The 15,523-nt window shown below is 62.9% G+C and carries 18 protein-coding genes; 6 read left to right on the plus strand and 12 right to left on the minus strand.

What is annotated here, in order from left to right:
• Positions 1-154: 154 nt before the first annotated feature.
• A complete protein-coding gene (locus tag ABVQ20_RS36330; RefSeq protein ID WP_354464640.1) occupies positions 155-391 on the plus strand; it encodes a hypothetical protein in 237 nt (78 codons plus the stop codon).
• 88 nt (positions 392-479) lie between these two features.
• Here the strand turns inward: ABVQ20_RS36330 and ABVQ20_RS36335 are convergent, their stop codons facing one another.
• Positions 480-1,016 (minus strand): L,D-transpeptidase family protein, encoded by a 537-nt coding sequence (locus ABVQ20_RS36335; RefSeq protein WP_354464673.1) that lies wholly within the window; start codon positions 1,014-1,016, stop codon positions 480-482.
• Positions 1,017-1,160: 144 nt separating this feature from the next.
• Between ABVQ20_RS36335 and ABVQ20_RS36340 the strand changes: the two genes are divergently transcribed.
• A complete protein-coding gene (locus ABVQ20_RS36340; RefSeq protein WP_354464641.1) occupies positions 1,161-1,844 on the plus strand; it encodes a response regulator transcription factor in 684 nt (227 codons plus the stop codon).
• A 121-nt stretch (positions 1,845-1,965) separates the two neighbouring features.
• Positions 1,966-2,421: a cyclic nucleotide-binding domain-containing protein gene (locus ABVQ20_RS36345; protein ID WP_354464642.1), complete on the plus strand. Its 456-nt coding sequence runs from the start codon at positions 1,966-1,968 to the stop codon at positions 2,419-2,421.
• Positions 2,422-2,702: 281 nt separating this feature from the next.
• Here ABVQ20_RS36345 and ABVQ20_RS36350 read toward each other — a convergent pair whose 3' ends face one another.
• The 7 genes from ABVQ20_RS36350 to tesB form a co-directional block, all read right to left on the minus strand.
• Entirely contained in the window at positions 2,703-3,509 is an 807-nt protein-coding gene (locus ABVQ20_RS36350; protein ID WP_354464643.1) for an exodeoxyribonuclease III, read from the minus strand.
• 287 nt (positions 3,510-3,796) lie between these two features.
• Positions 3,797-4,483 carry an outer membrane lipoprotein carrier protein LolA gene (locus tag ABVQ20_RS36355; protein ID WP_354464644.1) on the minus strand — a complete coding sequence of 229 codons (687 nt, stop codon included), beginning with the start codon at positions 4,481-4,483 and terminating at the stop codon, positions 3,797-3,799.
• Between the two features lie 154 nt (positions 4,484-4,637).
• Entirely contained in the window at positions 4,638-7,295 is a 2,658-nt protein-coding gene (locus tag ABVQ20_RS36360) for a DNA translocase FtsK (RefSeq protein ID WP_354464645.1), read from the minus strand.
• A 290-nt stretch (positions 7,296-7,585) separates the two neighbouring features.
• On the minus strand, positions 7,586-7,861 hold the full coding sequence (locus tag ABVQ20_RS36365; RefSeq protein ID WP_354464646.1) for a hypothetical protein: 276 nt from the start codon (positions 7,859-7,861) through the stop codon (positions 7,586-7,588).
• A 324-nt stretch (positions 7,862-8,185) separates the two neighbouring features.
• Positions 8,186-9,550 carry an ammonium transporter gene (locus tag ABVQ20_RS36370; RefSeq protein ID WP_435528488.1) on the minus strand — a complete coding sequence of 455 codons (1,365 nt, stop codon included), beginning with the start codon at positions 9,548-9,550 and terminating at the stop codon, positions 8,186-8,188.
• 31 nt (positions 9,551-9,581) lie between these two features.
• Positions 9,582-9,920 (minus strand): P-II family nitrogen regulator, encoded by a 339-nt coding sequence (locus ABVQ20_RS36375; RefSeq protein ID WP_112396146.1) that lies wholly within the window; start codon positions 9,918-9,920, stop codon positions 9,582-9,584.
• A 260-nt stretch (positions 9,921-10,180) separates the two neighbouring features.
• The gene (gene tesB / locus ABVQ20_RS36380; RefSeq protein ID WP_354464647.1) at positions 10,181-11,041 is read right to left on the minus strand and encodes an acyl-CoA thioesterase II; all 861 of its coding nucleotides are present in this window, start codon (positions 11,039-11,041) and stop codon (positions 10,181-10,183) included.
• 99 nt (positions 11,042-11,140) lie between these two features.
• On the opposite strand from tesB, the gene ABVQ20_RS36385 reads away from it, so the two are divergent.
• Positions 11,141-12,400 (plus strand): ubiquinone biosynthesis hydroxylase, encoded by a 1,260-nt coding sequence (locus ABVQ20_RS36385; protein WP_354464648.1) that lies wholly within the window; start codon positions 11,141-11,143, stop codon positions 12,398-12,400.
• 29 nt (positions 12,401-12,429) lie between these two features.
• On the opposite strand, the gene ABVQ20_RS36390 is transcribed toward ABVQ20_RS36385, so the two are convergent.
• Together ABVQ20_RS36390 and ABVQ20_RS36395 are read right to left on the minus strand one after the other, a co-directional pair.
• Positions 12,430-12,786, minus strand: coding sequence for a YciI family protein (locus ABVQ20_RS36390; RefSeq protein WP_354464649.1), 357 nt, complete (start codon positions 12,784-12,786; stop codon positions 12,430-12,432).
• Between the two features lie 3 nt (positions 12,787-12,789).
• Positions 12,790-12,996, minus strand: a complete 207-nt coding sequence (locus ABVQ20_RS36395; protein ID WP_354464650.1) for a hypothetical protein — start codon at positions 12,994-12,996, stop codon at positions 12,790-12,792.
• 209 nt (positions 12,997-13,205) lie between these two features.
• On the opposite strand from ABVQ20_RS36395, the gene ABVQ20_RS36400 reads away from it, so the two are divergent.
• Both ABVQ20_RS36400 and ABVQ20_RS36405 read left to right on the plus strand, forming a co-directional pair.
• Entirely contained in the window at positions 13,206-13,631 is a 426-nt protein-coding gene (locus ABVQ20_RS36400; RefSeq protein ID WP_227344486.1) for an OsmC family protein, read from the plus strand.
• 216 nt (positions 13,632-13,847) lie between these two features.
• Positions 13,848-14,000: a hypothetical protein gene (locus ABVQ20_RS36405; RefSeq protein ID WP_354464651.1), complete on the plus strand. Its 153-nt coding sequence runs from the start codon at positions 13,848-13,850 to the stop codon at positions 13,998-14,000.
• A 34-nt stretch (positions 14,001-14,034) separates the two neighbouring features.
• Here ABVQ20_RS36405 and ABVQ20_RS36410 read toward each other — a convergent pair whose 3' ends face one another.
• Positions 14,035-14,664, minus strand: coding sequence for a YceH family protein (locus ABVQ20_RS36410; protein ID WP_354464652.1), 630 nt, complete (start codon positions 14,662-14,664; stop codon positions 14,035-14,037).
• Positions 14,657-15,502, minus strand: coding sequence for a nucleotidyltransferase domain-containing protein (locus tag ABVQ20_RS36415; protein WP_354464653.1), 846 nt, complete (start codon positions 15,500-15,502; stop codon positions 14,657-14,659). The genes ABVQ20_RS36410 and ABVQ20_RS36415 overlap by 8 nt, the downstream gene beginning before the upstream one ends.
• Positions 15,503-15,523: the final 21 nt, after the last annotated feature.

The raw sequence follows: 15,523 nt of genomic DNA on the forward strand, positions 1-15,523 counted from the left end.
CATGTCGAGGAAAATCACGTTGCCACCATCTTCAAAGGAAACTTGATAATCCGCCAAGAACTACTCGTTTCCCGTTTGAATTTCAATCGACCATGATGAGGCAATCGAAACACCATCAAACCGGATTTGATATCCGGACGAAACGGAAAACATCATGACCCACATCGCTCTGAGGCTAGGAAATGTCCAGCCGAACCGTCTGAACGCGGTGTTTGAGTGGCTCCGGCAGGCAAAGGTTGCCGCCAGCCTTCCCCGACAGGATGTCGAGGATCTGTCGGATCGCCAGTTGCGCGATATCGGCGCCCATCGAAAGGACGTCTCGCGCGCAATGGACCGTGAACTTCGTCGCCTGGGCCTGCTCGATATTGGCTGGCAGAAGCCACGGAGGTAAGGGATTAGGCAGTAGGCAGTAGGGAATAGGCATTGGAGAGAGAACCCTACTGCCTACTGCCTACTGCCTACTGCCTACTGCCTACTGCCTACCTTACCACCCTCACCACCGTCCTGTCCGACAACAGTGGCAGCAGTCGCGCCATGGTGCGCGCGCTCACCGCGACGCAGCCTTGCGTCGGCGTGAAGCCGGGGCGTGCCAGATGGAAGAAGATGGCGCTGCCGCGCCCGCGGCGGCGCGGTGCGATGTTCCAGTCGAGCACCAGGCAGGCATCGTAGAGTTGGTCGCCGCGCAGCATCCGTTCGTGGCTGGCGCCATAGGGGATTTTCACCGGACGGTTGTAATTGCGATCCTCGGGCACCTCGCACCAGCCAAGATCCGGTCCGATCGGCGCCATCGCCAGGCGGGTTCTGCGGCCTCCTGGGAAATGATCGCCGCGAAAATATCCTGACAGGATCCGCATCGCCGCGAGCGGCGTCGCGCCATCGCCTTCGCGCTTGTCGGCCGAAATGCCGCCATGTCCCAGCGCGCATGGAAACACCAGCCCGCCGGCCTGCAGGAACCCTTGCGTTGGGTGGCCGGGCCGGGCCCGCACGGTGAGCAAACGCAGTCCTTTTCGCAAAATTGCGCCGGCTGCATTGCGATCGTGTTTTTTCTTGTATGATCGTGCCACGGAACAAATCACTGTGATCGGCTGTTGTGCCGGTCAGCTTCCGCATAAACAGGCAGCGGTCAACTGAATTTTCTTTTCAAAACAACGGATTGATCCATGACTTCACGCACCATTCTGATCGTCGACGATGATGACGACCTGCGCGGCACCCTCGTCGAGCAATTATCCCTCTATGAGGAATTCGATGTCCTGCAGGAATCGACCGCCGCCAAAGGTGTCGCCGCGGCGCGCGGCGGCCTCATCGACCTGCTGATCATGGATGTCGGCTTGCCCGACATGGATGGCCGCGAAGCGGTGAAGATCCTGCGCAAGGGCGGCTACAAGGCCCCCATCATCATGCTGACCGGCCATGACACCGATTCGGACACGATCCTTGGCCTTGAAGCGGGCGCCAACGACTATGTGACGAAGCCGTTCCGCTTCGCGGTGCTGCTGGCCCGCATCCGCGCCCAGCTTCGCCAGCACGAGCAGAGCGAGGACGCGACCTTCTCGGTCGGTCCCTACACCTTCAAGCCAAGCCAGAAGCTGCTGCTCGACGCGCGTGGGGGCAAGGTCAGGCTGACGGAGAAGGAGGCCTCGATCATCAAATATCTCTACCGCGCCGACCAGAAGGTGGTGACACGCGACGTGCTGCTTGAGGAAGTGTGGGGCTACAATTCCGGCGTCACCACGCACACGCTGGAAACCCATGTCTACCGGCTGCGCCAGAAGATCGAACGCGATCCTTCCAATGCGGAAATTCTTGTGACAGAAAGCGGCGGCTACAAGCTGGTTCCTTAAACATTTCATTATCCAATAAGCGGTTGGGCGGGCGCTTTTCGGGTACGGTCCTGATGCTGGGGGCAGTTTGGATCGAACTCGCAGAGGAGGAGTCGGACTGTCGGTTCGGGGACATAGTTAGATGGCGCTGGATGACGACATCCGCATCCTGTCCGCCGTGGGGCTCTTCCAGGGTTTCACGCAGGAACAGTTGCGCCTGCTCGCCTTCGGCGCCGAGACCACCCTGCTGCAGGCCGACCGCAAGCTCTACCGCGAGGACGACGAGGCTGATTCGGCCTATGTCGTGGTCAGCGGACGCATCGCCCTCTATCGCGAACAGAATGGCGAACGCATCCCGATCGGCACGGCCAGCCCCGGCGCCATGCTGAGCGAACTGGCATTGATCGCCGACACCAAGCGGCTGACCAGCGCGTCGGCCGCGATCGATTCGGAAGTGATACGGCTGAGCCGGAAGATGTTCCGCCGCATCCTCGAGGAATATCCCGAGATAGCGGCCCAGCTGCACCAGCGCATCTCCGAGGACTTTCTGGCGATGATTCGCCGCATCGAGGAACTGGCGCCACGGTTTTCGGGGTGAGGCGGATGATGCGTCAAACGATGAAATCAGCGCCGCAAACATTGCGTTCGTCATCCTAGGGCGGAGCAGCCGCGAAGCGGCGTCGCGGAGACCCTGGGATCCATGCCGCGACTTCAAAACGCTGCCGCGGTGAAGAACAATACAGCGCAACGTCAAGGACAGCCCAATTCTGGACCGCCGTATTCCTCGGCGGATCTCGCGGCATGGATCCCAGGGTCTGCGCTCCGCTTCGCGTCGCTCCGCCCTGGGATGACGAATGAAAGGGCCACGCCTCCGACTGGCTAATCCAGGTCAAACCGCGCAATGACCGGCACATGGTCCGACGGGCGCTCCCAGCCGCGGGCCAGGCGCAGGATTTCATAGCCGGCAAAGCTTGGCACCAGGTTCGGCGACGACCAGATATGGTCGAGCCGCCGGCCGCGATCGGACGTTTCCCAGTCCTGCGCGCGATAACTCCACCAGGTGTAGAGCTTCTGTTCCAGCGGCACGTCGTGCCGCATCAGGTCTACCCAATTGCCGGCAAGGCGCATCGCCTCGAAGTTTTCGGTCTCGACCGGCGTGTGGCTGACCACCTTGAGCAACTGCTTGTGAGACCAGACATCGTGCTCCAGCGGCGCTATGTTGAGGTCGCCGACCAGGATCGAGGCAGACGCCTCGTCGTGCTCGGCGCGGATGGCATTCATCTCGGCGACGAAATCGAGCTTGTGTTTGAACTTCTTGTTGATGACCGGGTCCGGCTCGTCTCCGCCCGCCGGAACGTAGAAATTGTGCACCAGGATGGTCTTGCCGCCGGCCCGAACGGTGACGGACAGGTGCCGGCTGTCCTCGATCTCGCAGAAACGCCGTTTCTCGACCACCTCGATCGGTCGGCGCGCCACCGTCGCCACGCCGTGATAGCCCTTCTGGCCGTGGAAGGCGATGTGCTCGTAACCGAGTTTGCGGAAGGCCTTCTCGGGAAACAGCTCATCGGGAACTTTCGTTTCCTGCAGGCAAAGCACGTCCGGCGCCTGTTCGAGGAGCAGGCGCTCGACGATGGGCATGCGAAGACGAACGGAGTTGATGTTCCAGGTGGCTATGGAAAAAGGCATGCGCGGGATCCGAAATGGCGCGGCACCCACCACGACAGCAGGGGCTTGGGAGGGTGGCAACGCCTTTGAAGGGGTCAGCCCCGGAAACTGCCAGCCACACGCGTCAAAAACAAGCTACGCCACGCCATTGATGGTGCCCCACGTCCAAAAGGACGCGCCAAGGCAGTACTTTCCACAACTATTGCGCGGAGCCCATGCATGTCGCCCAAGGCGACCTCGGTTGTGGCCAACGACAAGCATGGAACAACGAGCCAGCCGCGCTTGAGACCGCTTGGCCTCGGCGCGCTTTACCGGTTGGAGCCGTTGGTGTTGATCTCGCGGTTGGCGGCATAGTCGATGGCGAAGGTGTCGGCGGCGAAGCTCACGCCTTCCTTGACGTTGAAGATCATCACCGTCGTATCCTTGCCCTGCGCGTCGGTGATGGTCCACTGGCGCAACTCATAGGATTTCGGATCGAACATCATCGTGATCCTCGAATTGCCGAAGACATTCTTGTCCGCAAGCTGGATCGTGGTCAGGTCATTCTCTTCCTTGACGCTTTTGACGCGGTCGCCGGAGAGGTCGATCCTGTCGTCGAGCAACAGCTTCAGCGGCGTCTTTGACAAGGGATAGAGGTCGGATGTGTTCAGCTTCTTGTTGAGGATGACCACCGACTTACCGTCGGAAATGACCCTGAAATTCGACGCGCCGTCATAGTTGAAGCGGATCTTGCCGGGACGTTCCAGGAAGAACTTGCCGCCGGTCTGCTCACCCTTGGGGCCGAACTGAACGAACTCGCCGCTCATCGTTTTGACCGAGGAGAAATGGTCGGCGATCTTCTGTGCCGCCGCGGGCACCGCGGCTTGCGCCGACGCAAGCAACTGGAAGCCCGGCACAACGTTGAGCACGGCGGCACCCGCGACCATCACGCCGAGGCCGAGCAGCCTGCGGCGGGTCGGGGTAAAATTGCCGGGGGCGGGAAGGTCGTTTTTCATGCCGGTCACTTTCGTCTGGTTCGTAGGGCGTGTCGGTGCATGAGCCCCCAGTAGGGCTGAAGTTTGGCAGCCACGCGACACCCGGTTTCTAGCAACGCACGGAAGGGGGCAAAGTTTCCATTTCTCGTGCGCTCCGACACCCCGAAAACATCCGTCAGAACTTGTCGTCTTCCGTAGGCACCAGGATTTCGCGCTTCCCGGCATGGTTGGCCGGTCCGACAATGCCTTCCTTCTCCATCTTCTCGATGATCGAAGCGGCGCGGTTGTAGCCGATGCCGAGGCGGCGCTGGATATAGCTGGTCGAGGCCTTGCCGTCGCGCAGCACCACGGAAACCGCCTGATCGTAGGGATCGTCGGAATCCTCGAAATTGCCGCCGCCACCGCCGCCTGAGCTGCCCTTGCCCGACGGTTCGTCGTCATCCTCGCCATCATCCTCGGTGATGGCGTCGAGATATTCGGGCACGCCCTGCAGCTTGAGATGCGCGACGATCTTCTCCACCTCCTCGTCTGACACGAAGGGGCCGTGCACACGCTGGATGCGGCCGCCGCCGGCCATGTAGAGCATGTCGCCCATGCCGAGCAGCTGCTCGGCGCCCTGCTCGCCCAGGATGGTGCGGCTGTCGATCTTCGATGTCACCTGGAAGGAGATACGGGTCGGGAAATTGGCCTTGATCGTGCCGGTGATGACGTCGACCGACGGGCGCTGCGTGGCCATGATGACGTGGATGCCGGCGGCGCGCGCCATCTGCGCCAGGCGCTGCACCGCGCCCTCGATGTCCTTGCCGGCCACCATCATCAGGTCGGCCATCTCGTCGATGATGACGACGATGTAGGGCATCGGCTCGAGATCGAGATCCTCGGTCTCGTAGATCGCCTCGCCGGTCTGCCGGTCGAAGCCGGTCTGCACGGTGCGCGAAATCTTCTCGCCCTTCTTGTCGGCCAGGCTGACGCGCGCATTGAAGCCGTCGATGTTGCGCACACCGACCTTCGACATCTTGCGGTAGCGGTCCTCCATCTCGCGCACGGTCCATTTCAGCGCCACCACGGCCTTCTTCGGATCGGTGACCACCGGTGTCAGAAGATGCGGGATGCCGTCATAGACCGAGAGTTCGAGCATCTTCGGATCGATCATGATCAGGCGGCATTCCTCCGGCCTCAGCCGGTAGAGGAGCGACAGGATCATGGTGTTGATGGCGACCGACTTGCCCGAACCGGTGGTGCCGGCGACCAGCACGTGCGGCATCTTGGCGATGTCGACGATGACGGCCTCGCCATTGATGGTCTTGCCGAGCGCCAGCGCGAGCTTGGCCTTGGTCGTTTCGAAATCGCGGCTGGCCAGGATTTCCCGCAGATACACGGTCTCGCGCTTGGCGTTCGGCAGCTCGATGCCGATGGCGTTGCGGCCGGGCACGACAGCGACGCGGCAGGCGATCGCGCTCATCGAGCGGGCAATGTCGTCGGAAAGACCGATGACCCGCGACGATTTGATGCCGGGCGCCGGCTCGAGTTCATAGAGGGTGACGACAGGACCGGGGCGGACGGCGATGATCTCGCCCTTGACGCCAAAATCCTCCAGCACGCCTTCGAGCAAGCGGGCATTCTGCTCCAGCGCGTCCTTGGACAGGCTGGCATCGCGCACGACATTCTTCGGTTCGGACAGGAAATGCAGCGACGGCATTTCGAACGTCTCGGAGCCGATGAGCGACGTTTGCGCCTCGCGCTGGACCCGGCCACCCGGGGCCGGCCGGGGCGCGGGCGCCTCAACGCGCGTTGCGGCATCGGAACGGAACTGCTGGACCTTTGCGGTCGGCGCGGCACGGCGCTGACTCGGTTCAGGCGCGAAATCGTCGTCGTCCCCGGCATCGAAGACATCGGCGTCGTCGGGGTCAATTGAGGCGCTGCGATCATTGACCATGGCGGCGAAGAATTCCGGCTCGACGCGAGCGCGGCCATCGGCGCTCATCCGCGCTTCGGCGAATTCGGCTGATTCGACGCGCTCGGCGGCACGGCGCCAGGCGCTGGGCCGTGCCTCGATCTCGGGCTCCAGGCCGTCCTCTTCCATGCGGCGCGCGGCACGGCGACGAAGATAGGCACGCAGCGACAGCCACCAATGGGTGATAGCGCCAAGCGCCAGGATGCCGCCATCGCCTTCATCCTCCTCCTCATGCTCGAAGAGCATCTCGTCCTGGCTCCGTGGATCAGCGGCTTCAGGCTGTTCGAGGACGGCGAAGCCGTTCTTGCGCGCGATCAGCGCCGAACCATAGGCAAACAGCCATACGGTCGGCGAGGCCAGGAGCACGGCGATGATGCTGGCAATGATGCCTGTCGGGTAGCCGCCAATGACGAGGCCGGGAATCTTGAGCACCATGTCACCGAACACGCCGCCAAGACCGGTTGGCAACGGCCAGGTTTTCGGCGGCACCACGCAGCCGGCGATCGCGGCGGCAAGCAGCGCAAAGCCGAACCAGCCAAGCCCGCGCTTCGGCAGCCTGTCGACACCCCGGGCCGTGAACAGCAGAAATCCCCAGACCACCGCCGGAACCAGGGCCCCGACGGCGGCCAGGCCGAAGAACTGCATGGCGAGGTCGGAGAACACCGCGCCCGGATAACCCATGGCGTTGGTGACGATATTGGCCGTGGCGTGGGAGAAGCTCGGATCGGCGACGTTCCAGGTGGCGAGGCTGGCCACCCCGAAGGCAACCAGCGCGAACAGCCCAGCACCGACCAGCCGGCCGACCTGACGCCGCGCGAATGCCTGGATGCCGTGCCCCGTGTCGGTCAGCGCGAGCGGTGCTGAAGCCCCTGAACGCATGCTCTTCCCCGTCTGTCATTGCCTCGGCCGGGCGCATGACGCACTCCGGGAGATTCGGACGCCAGATTATCGGCGGGAAGGTTAAGGCGGCATTAACCATGGGCGCCCCCGGCTCTCATATTCTGCCATGGCCGATCGGCGCGTTCCTCAAACGGCGATCGACCTCGCTGAGCGGGGTGGCAGTGCCCCTTCTCCAGATGCCCGGTCGGAATGACAATGGCGGGCATAGTCGCCCGCCATCATTTTCCGCGTTGCCGGAAACGGCTCAGACGTTGTCCGCCGGAGACGCCTTAGTTGGCGCCGCCCAGCATGTGCACGTTCTGGCAGAACTCGGCATGCGGCTTGCTCATCGCCGCGTCGTTGCACTCCTTCTTCATCGCTTCCTGCTTTTCCATCGGCATCGCCATGAAGGCAGTCTTGAATTCCGCCATCGGCTTCATGGTTTTCATGCCGGAATCGGTGAAGAACGGCGCCATATTGTCTGGTTCGTCGAGAGCGCCGGCAAATGCCACGCCGCTGACCATGGAAAGAGCGAGCGCTCCCAAGCAGATATTCTTGATGTTCATGATGCAGTTCCTTCCCTGTTGTTTGAACGAGCGCCGAACGACGATCGCCCTCACAGTTCGGAACCGATGCCGCCGATGTTTCACGGCGCCGCGCAATCAAATGACCTATCAAGCGAATGTGATCGTACCGCGCGTTACCGGCACTGCCCCTCGGAAAAAAAAGGAGGCCCGGACAGGTCCGGGCCTCAATGCGTGAGCACCTTTCGGGAGCGTCACGACGGGATTTTGAGCAACTCCGGGAAAGGTGCAGCGGTTTTCCCGGGAACTGCGTAGGATATGGGACCGGCGGGAGGAGGGTTCCGCCGGTCCCGAGGCGAAAGGACCTTACGGCACCACTTCGCCATGCTGGCTGATGTCGAGGCCTTCGACTTCTTCCTGTGTCGTCGGACGCAGGCCGACCAGGGCCTTGACGATGTAGAGGATCACGAAGGTGGCGATCGCCGTCCACAGGATAGTGAAAACGATGCCGTAGAGCTGGATGGCGACCGAGCCGCCCTTGCCGGCCGGGTTGATCAACGGATCGGCGAGCGCGCCGGTGAGCAGGGCACCGACCACACCGCCGACGCCATGGACGCCGAACGCGTCGAGCGAGTCGTCATAGCCGAACATGTGCTTCACCTTGACCGCCGAGAAGTAGCAGATGACGCCGGCAACGATGCCGATAATGAAGGCGCCGGTCGGGTTGACGAAGCCGGAAGCTGGCGTCACCGCGACGAGGCCGGCGACGGCGCCGGAGATGATGCCGAGCACGGAGGGCTTCTTGGCGACGATCCATTCGGCGAACATCCAGGCCAGCGCCGCGGCGGCGGTTGCGACCTGCGTGTTCATCATGGCAGCGCCCGCGAGACCATCGGCCGCCAGTTCCGAACCGGCGTTGAAACCGAACCAGCCGACCCACAGCAGCGAAGCGCCTATGACCGAATAGACGAGGTTGTGTGGCGCCATGTTGGTGGTGCCGTAGCCCTCACGCTTGCCGAGAACCAGCGCGCAGACGAGACCGGCCACACCTGCGTTGATATGGACGACCGTGCCGCCGGCGAAGTCGAGGACGCCGGCCGAACCGAGGAAGCCGCCGCCCCACACCCAGTGCGCGATCGGCGCGTAGACGATCAGCAACCACAGTGCCATGAAGATCAGCAGCGCCGAGAACTTCATGCGTTCGGCGAAGGCGCCGGCGATGAGGGCAGGCGTGATGATGGCGAATGTCATCTGGAACATCGAGAAGACGAATTCAGGGATGTTCGAGACCCCTGGTGCCCACAGCGTCGAGACGGTGATGCCGTGGTGGAAGAATTTCGAAAAGCCGCCCAGATAGGCGTTCATGCTGCCGCCGTCGGAGAAGGCCAGCGAATAGCCGAACATGAACCACAGCACCGTCACCAGGCAGGTGATGGCAAAGCTCTGCATGATGGTGGCCAGTACGTTCTTCTTGCGCACCATGCCGCCGTAGAACAGCGCCAGGCCAGGGATGGTCATCATCAGCACGAGAGCCGTCGAGGTCAGCATCCAGGCGGTGTTGCCGCTGTCGAGCACCGGCGCGGGTGTGGCCGCTGCGGCTGCCGGAGCAGCCGCGGTCGCGGCGGGAGCTACCGTCTGTGCGAACGCGGCGACCGTGCCCAATGCCGCGAGAGCAAACGAGCCCAGGAGGGCCGCCCGTCCCGTCGTCTTCAAGGTGGAAGGAATATTCATTGAACTCTCCATTGGAATACGTGTTCGCGGCTCAAAGCGCGTCGGTGTCTGTTTCGCCGGTGCGGATGCGCACCGCCTGATCGATGCCGAAAACGAAGATCTTGCCATCGCCGATCTGTCCGGTCTTGGCCGCCGCGGTGATCGCTTCGACGGCCTTGTCGACCAGGTCCAAACTGACCGCGACTTCGATCTTGATCTTCGGCAGGAAACTGACCGCGTACTCCGCCCCGCGATAGATTTCCGTATGCCCCTTCTGACGCCCGTAGCCTTTGACTTCGGTGACGGTCAGGCCCTGGATGCCGACGGCGGTGAGCGCTTCGCGCACCTCGTCGAGCTTGAACGGCTTGATGATTGCCATCACGATTTTCATAAGGTTTCACCCTTTGCTGTTGCGGTCCCCCGCGTTTGCACGACTTCACCGAGTCCAATGAGAGCCGGAGAGTGCTCACGAGGATTCAAGCTCCGTGCCAGTTGCCGAAGCAGGGGATTAACGTGCTGTAAACAAAGGGATTGTGCCCGCCCGCTCCGGTATCTGCTCGTGGACGCGGCAAAGCATTTGCCTAATTACTGGGCATTTTTTTCGAAATGATTATTTCATAGGCTTGCCGGTGAGGCCGGGCCGCAATCTGCCTAGCGCCGCAGCCGGATCAGCCCTTCCTGGGCCACCGAGGCGATCAGCGTGCCGTCGCGGGCATAGAGCGTGCCGCGGCTGAAACCGCGCGAGCCGGAGCTCGAGGGGCTGTCCTGGACATAGAGCAGCCAGCCGTCGAGTGGATGCTGCCTGTGGAACCACATCGAATGGTCGAGGCTCGCCGCCTGGATGTCGGGATCGAAAAGAGCTCGCCCGTGCGCGAAGGTCGAGGTGTCCAGCAGCGTCATGTCGGAAAGATAGGCGAGCAGCACGGATTGCAGCGCGCGATCGTCAGGAACCGGCCCGGCAAGGCGGATCCAGACATTCTGACGGGGCGGCAGCTTGTCACGGCTCTCATAGTGTTCGAGGTTGACCGGCCTCAGCTCCAGCGGCCGCTCCCGTGCCCAGAAACGGCGGATTGCCGCCGGCACGTGCTCGGCCTTCTCAAGCAGCTGCCGTTGCGTCTGCAGCCCTTCCGGCGGCGGCACGTCGTCAGGCAAGCTGAACTGGTGTTCGAGGCCCTTTTCGTCGACCTGGAACGACGCCTCGAGCGAGAAGATCGCCTGTCCGTGCTGGATTGCCAGCACCCGGCGCGTGGTGAAGGAGCCGCCGTCACGGATGCGGTCGACTTCGTAGATGATCGGCACCTTGATGTCGCCCGGCCGCATGAAGTAGCCGTGCAGCGAATGGACGTGACGGTCGGGCTCGACCGTGCGCTGCGCCGCGACCAGCGCCTGGGCGATCGTCTGGCCACCGAACACGCGCTGCCATTCGACCTGGGGGCTGCGACCACGATACAGATTGTGTTCCAGCTTCTCGAGGTCGAGAATATCGAGAAGCTCGTCCATGGCAGCCGTCATGTTTCGTAACCTCGCCGCAAGATGCTATGGCGGGTTTCCGACAGGAAGGGCGAACCGTCAAGGGTACAACACCCGCTCGGCACGAAGGGATTGACGATGATGGAACGCAAGACGGACGCAAACACCCTGCCGGGGCTCGATGTTCTGGTCGCAGGCGCGGGCTATGTCGGCCTTGCCGCCGCCGTTTCGCTGAAGCAGGCGCGCCCCGGCCTAGGCATTGCCGTGGTCGATGCCGCACCCGCCGGCGTCTGGCAGAAGGATGGCCGCGCCTCGGCCATCGCCGCTGCTGCCTGCCGCATGCTGGACCAGCTCGGCGTCTGGGCCGAAATCAGCTCGGAAGCCCAGGCGATCACCGAGATGATCGTGACGGATTCGCGCACCTCCGATCCGGTGCGCCCGGCCTTCCTGACCTTCGATGGCGAGGTCGCGCCGGGCGAACCCTTCGCGCATATGGTCGCCAACAGGGAGCTGAACGGCGCCCTGCGCCGCCGCGCGCAAGAGCTCGGCATCGACATCATTGAAGGCATGGCGGTGCAGGGTTTCGAGATCAATGGCGCCGGCATCACTGTGCATCTTGCCGATGGCGCGACGCTGAAGGCGCGGCTGCTGGTCGCCGCCGACGGCGTCAATTCGAAGCTGCGCGACATGGCCGGCATCAAGACCGTGAAGTGGGAATACGGCCAGTCCGGCATCGTCTGCACCGTCGCGCATGAGCGCCCGCACAACGGCCGCGCCGAAGAGCATTTTTTGCCCGCCGGTCCCTTCGCCACGCTGCCGCTGAAGCCGGACAAGGACGGCACCAACCGCTCGTCGATTGTCTGGGTCGAGCGGGCGGAAGACGCCGAAAGGCTGGTTGCCGGCGACGACCTGGTCTTCGAGCACGAACTCGAGCAGCGTTTCGGCCTGAAGCTCGGCGAGATCCGCGTTACCGACACGCCGCGCGCCTGGCCGCTTGGCCTGACCCTTGCGCGCGCCTTCGTGGCGCCGCGCATCGCGCTCGCGGGCGACGCCGCGCACGGCATCCATCCGATTGCAGGCCAGGGCCTCAATCTCGGCTTCAAGGATGTGGCGGCCCTTGCCGAGGTGATCGTGGAAGCCGACCGGCTCGGCCAGGATATCGGCGCGCTCGACGTGCTCGAGCGCTACCAGCAATGGCGGCGCTTCGACACGGTGCAGATGGGTGTCACCACCGATGTCCTGAACCGGCTGTTTTCCAACGACATCGCCCCGCTGCGCGCCGTCCGCGACATCGGCCTTGGACTGGTCGAGCGTATGCCGAAACTGAAAGCGTTCTTCATCCGCCAGGCGTCCGGCCTTTCGGGCGCGACGCCGCGCCTGCTGAAGGGCGAGGAGATCTGACCGACCCGTCTTGACCCAGTCGGGATCGTTCAAGTCTCCGGTATGTCGTAGATCGCCCGCACCTCGATCGAACCCATTTCGGCCAGCGGAATTCCGGCGGCGATCTCCAGCGCCTCGTCGAGGCTTCCAGCTTCGACCATGACGAAGCCAAGCAATTGCTCCTTGGTCTCGGCGAAGGGGCCGTCGGTGACCAGCTTCTTGCCGTGGCGCCGGCGCACGAGTTTCGACGTCTTCACCGATTGCAGCGCCTGGGCGACAATCAAGTGCCCGCTCGCCTGCAACGACCTGTCATAGGCAAGCGAGTCTGCGTTGAGCTTGGCTCCCGCCTCTGCGGTGAGCGCATGAAGGTGCTGTTCTTCGCCGTAAACCAGGCAGATGTATTGCATTGTCTATCTCCCATTCTGGATTGGATCATAGGCGCCGGAGGTGTCAGGCTTGCCGGCATCGAGCGAGGCGGCACCGTCGAGCAACACCACTACGGCCGCAATGATGGCGAAGGCCGCCAGCAAGCGACCAAGACCAGCCGGCGGCAGTTGCGACCAGTCGAAATCCCCGACATTTCGGTCGGGCCTTCTCGCGGAAAACAGCATGTTCATGTGACGCTCCATTCGGCCACGCACGTCGTGGCTGCCCGCAGGACGGTCTCGGCGGCCGGAAGTCGACATTTCTGACGCCATATTTTTTTTCGGCGGAAACAGCATCACGCTCAGAACGCGAAAGCGCGGGTGGCCTTCGCGCCGGCGCGCGCTATAGTTTCACCGGATGCCGAGCAATGGGCTCACTCACGACAACCAAGGAGAGATTCATGGACCGCACCGCAAACGCCGTCTGGAAAGGCAATCTGACGGAGGGGAAAGGCACGCTCGACACGCAGAGCGGAGCGCTGAAGGCAGCACCCTACTCGTTCAAGATGCGTTTCGAGGATGAAAGCGGCAAATCCGGCACCAACCCGGAAGAGCTGATCGCCGCGGCGCATGCCGGCTGCTACGCCATGCAGCTATCGCATTTCCTCGCCGAGAACGGTACCCCGGCCGCTGAGCTCAACGCCAAGGCGGTGGTCACACTGGTTCCCGGCACCGGCATTACGGGCAGCGCCCTGACGCTGACCGGCAAGGTGCCGGGCATCGACGCCGCCAAGTTCAAGGAACTGGCCGAAAAAGCCAAGGCGGAATGCCCGGTCTCCAAGGCACTCGGCGCCATCAAGGTTTCGCTCGACGCCAAACTCGTCTGACAAGCCGCTCAACAGCAAAGAGACGCCGGCCTTCGGGCCGGCGTTTTTGTGGCCTGTCTCGCCAAGCTCCCACAGGTCGAGCAGCGCCAAGCCCCCTGAAACGTCGATACAGGGCCGTTCTAGCTGCTTTCAGGGCCGCCTCGTCCAAGCCTCCCCTCTTTCTCGCACCTAGTTTGCGGCGCGCTTCCAAAGCGGGAGCGATACCGAGGGGGTCCGATGTTTCACCTGCAACTGTTCAAGACGCTGTCGGCGCTTGCCTCGGCGGGCTTCAATCCACGCGTCTATCTGCTGTCGATCGCGCTGGGCAAGACAACGACGGACCATCGGGACCTGAAGACGCCGCCCCGCGCGGGCAAGCATCAACCCTGAGGCACCATCGGACCTGACTTACTCCCCCCGGGGCTCAGTTTCCGGTCAGCGCGTCGATCCGCGCGCGCAGCGCTGCAACCTCTTCCTCAAGAGCCTGCACGCGAGCTTCGAGGTCCGAAGCCGGCGCTGGCGAGTGCATAGGAGCCGTAGCCGCCGGTATCTGCGGCGGTCCGCTCAGCAGATGGACATAGCGCTCCTCGCGCTGGCCGGGTGCACGCTCAAGCAACTGAACCAGCGGCGGCCTGCGGCTGGTCAGCAGGTCGAGTTCGGTGCGCACGCCGTCGATGGAGGAAAACTTGGCCATGCGCTCGGCCCGGGCCAGCAATTCATAGGCCGTCTGTGGGCCGCGCAGCAACAGCAACCCAACCAGCGCGATCTGCGGCGAGGTCATCGAAAAGCGCTGCGCGACGGTATGCTCATAGCGCTCGACGCGCGATCCAAAAACCTGCCTGACAAGGCCTTTCTGCTGGAGTTGGTTGAATGCTCGTCCAACCTCGGGAAGCTCCAGCGCCATCACCGGCTCGCGCGCCGTCTTCTGGTTGGCGGCGGCATGCGCGGAATTGAGCGTCAGCGGATAGACGTCCGGCGTCAGCTCCTTCTTCTCGATCAGGCAGCCGAGCACACGCGCTTCGATGGCGGAGAGAAGAGGAAGATCATCACTCATTGGGCTTACCTTGGGACTTACCTTGAAAAAACTCTGCCTCACGGCGATAGAAAGCCGTCGCGAGCTGACGATTGCGGGAATGCCGGTCCTCATCCCTGACCAGATCAGCCAGATTCATTTCGTGGTGGCCGTAGCGCACCTCAAGATAAGCAGCGATGTCGGCGGGGATAAGACCAACCCCCAACTCGCGCGTGTGGCTCTTCTGGTCGATCAGACGCCCGATCTCATCTCGCGCGCCGACGGGCATCTTGATCCCGCCGAGACATTCGACAAGGTTCATGGGCGGAAGTGCTGCGAATCCGTGCTGCTCCATCCAGTCCAGCGCCACCAACGGGCGGATGAGATAGAACAGCTTCTTCAGCTTGACCTCGCCTGAAAAACTGCCGGTCTTGGCGACATGCGAACGCGCAAGACCGAGATAGTGGCGCGAGACTTTTACCGGATCAACGATATCGGCCAAAAGGTCGAGAAGCCGCCGTCGGGACCCTTCGATTTCCTGATAGACGATCGCCGATTTTGCCCATTCGACGATGACGGCATTGCCGCCGAGCGCCAGGAGCAGGGCCTTGCGCAGATCCCACCCGCCGGCATCGATCTCGCCTTCGATGGGGAACTCGATGACATCGCGCGGTTGCTCCAGGACGAGGTGGTCCGACACCGGCCTGATATAGACGAAGCGGCAGTCATAGTCGCTGTCGGGCGACGGGAACCCCCAGGCGCGGCTGCCGCTTTCAATCGCGAACAGGATCGTCACGCCTTGGGTTCGCACCAGATCGAGGCGCGCGCGGATTGCCGCGACGGCCTCCGGCGAAAAATCAGCGGGTAGCGGCCATGTCATCCAATGCCTATAGCCGCGGCT

Origin of the sequence: Mesorhizobium shangrilense (genome assembly GCF_040537815.1) — a bacterium.
GTDB lineage: Bacteria > Pseudomonadota > Alphaproteobacteria > Rhizobiales > Rhizobiaceae > Mesorhizobium > Mesorhizobium shangrilense.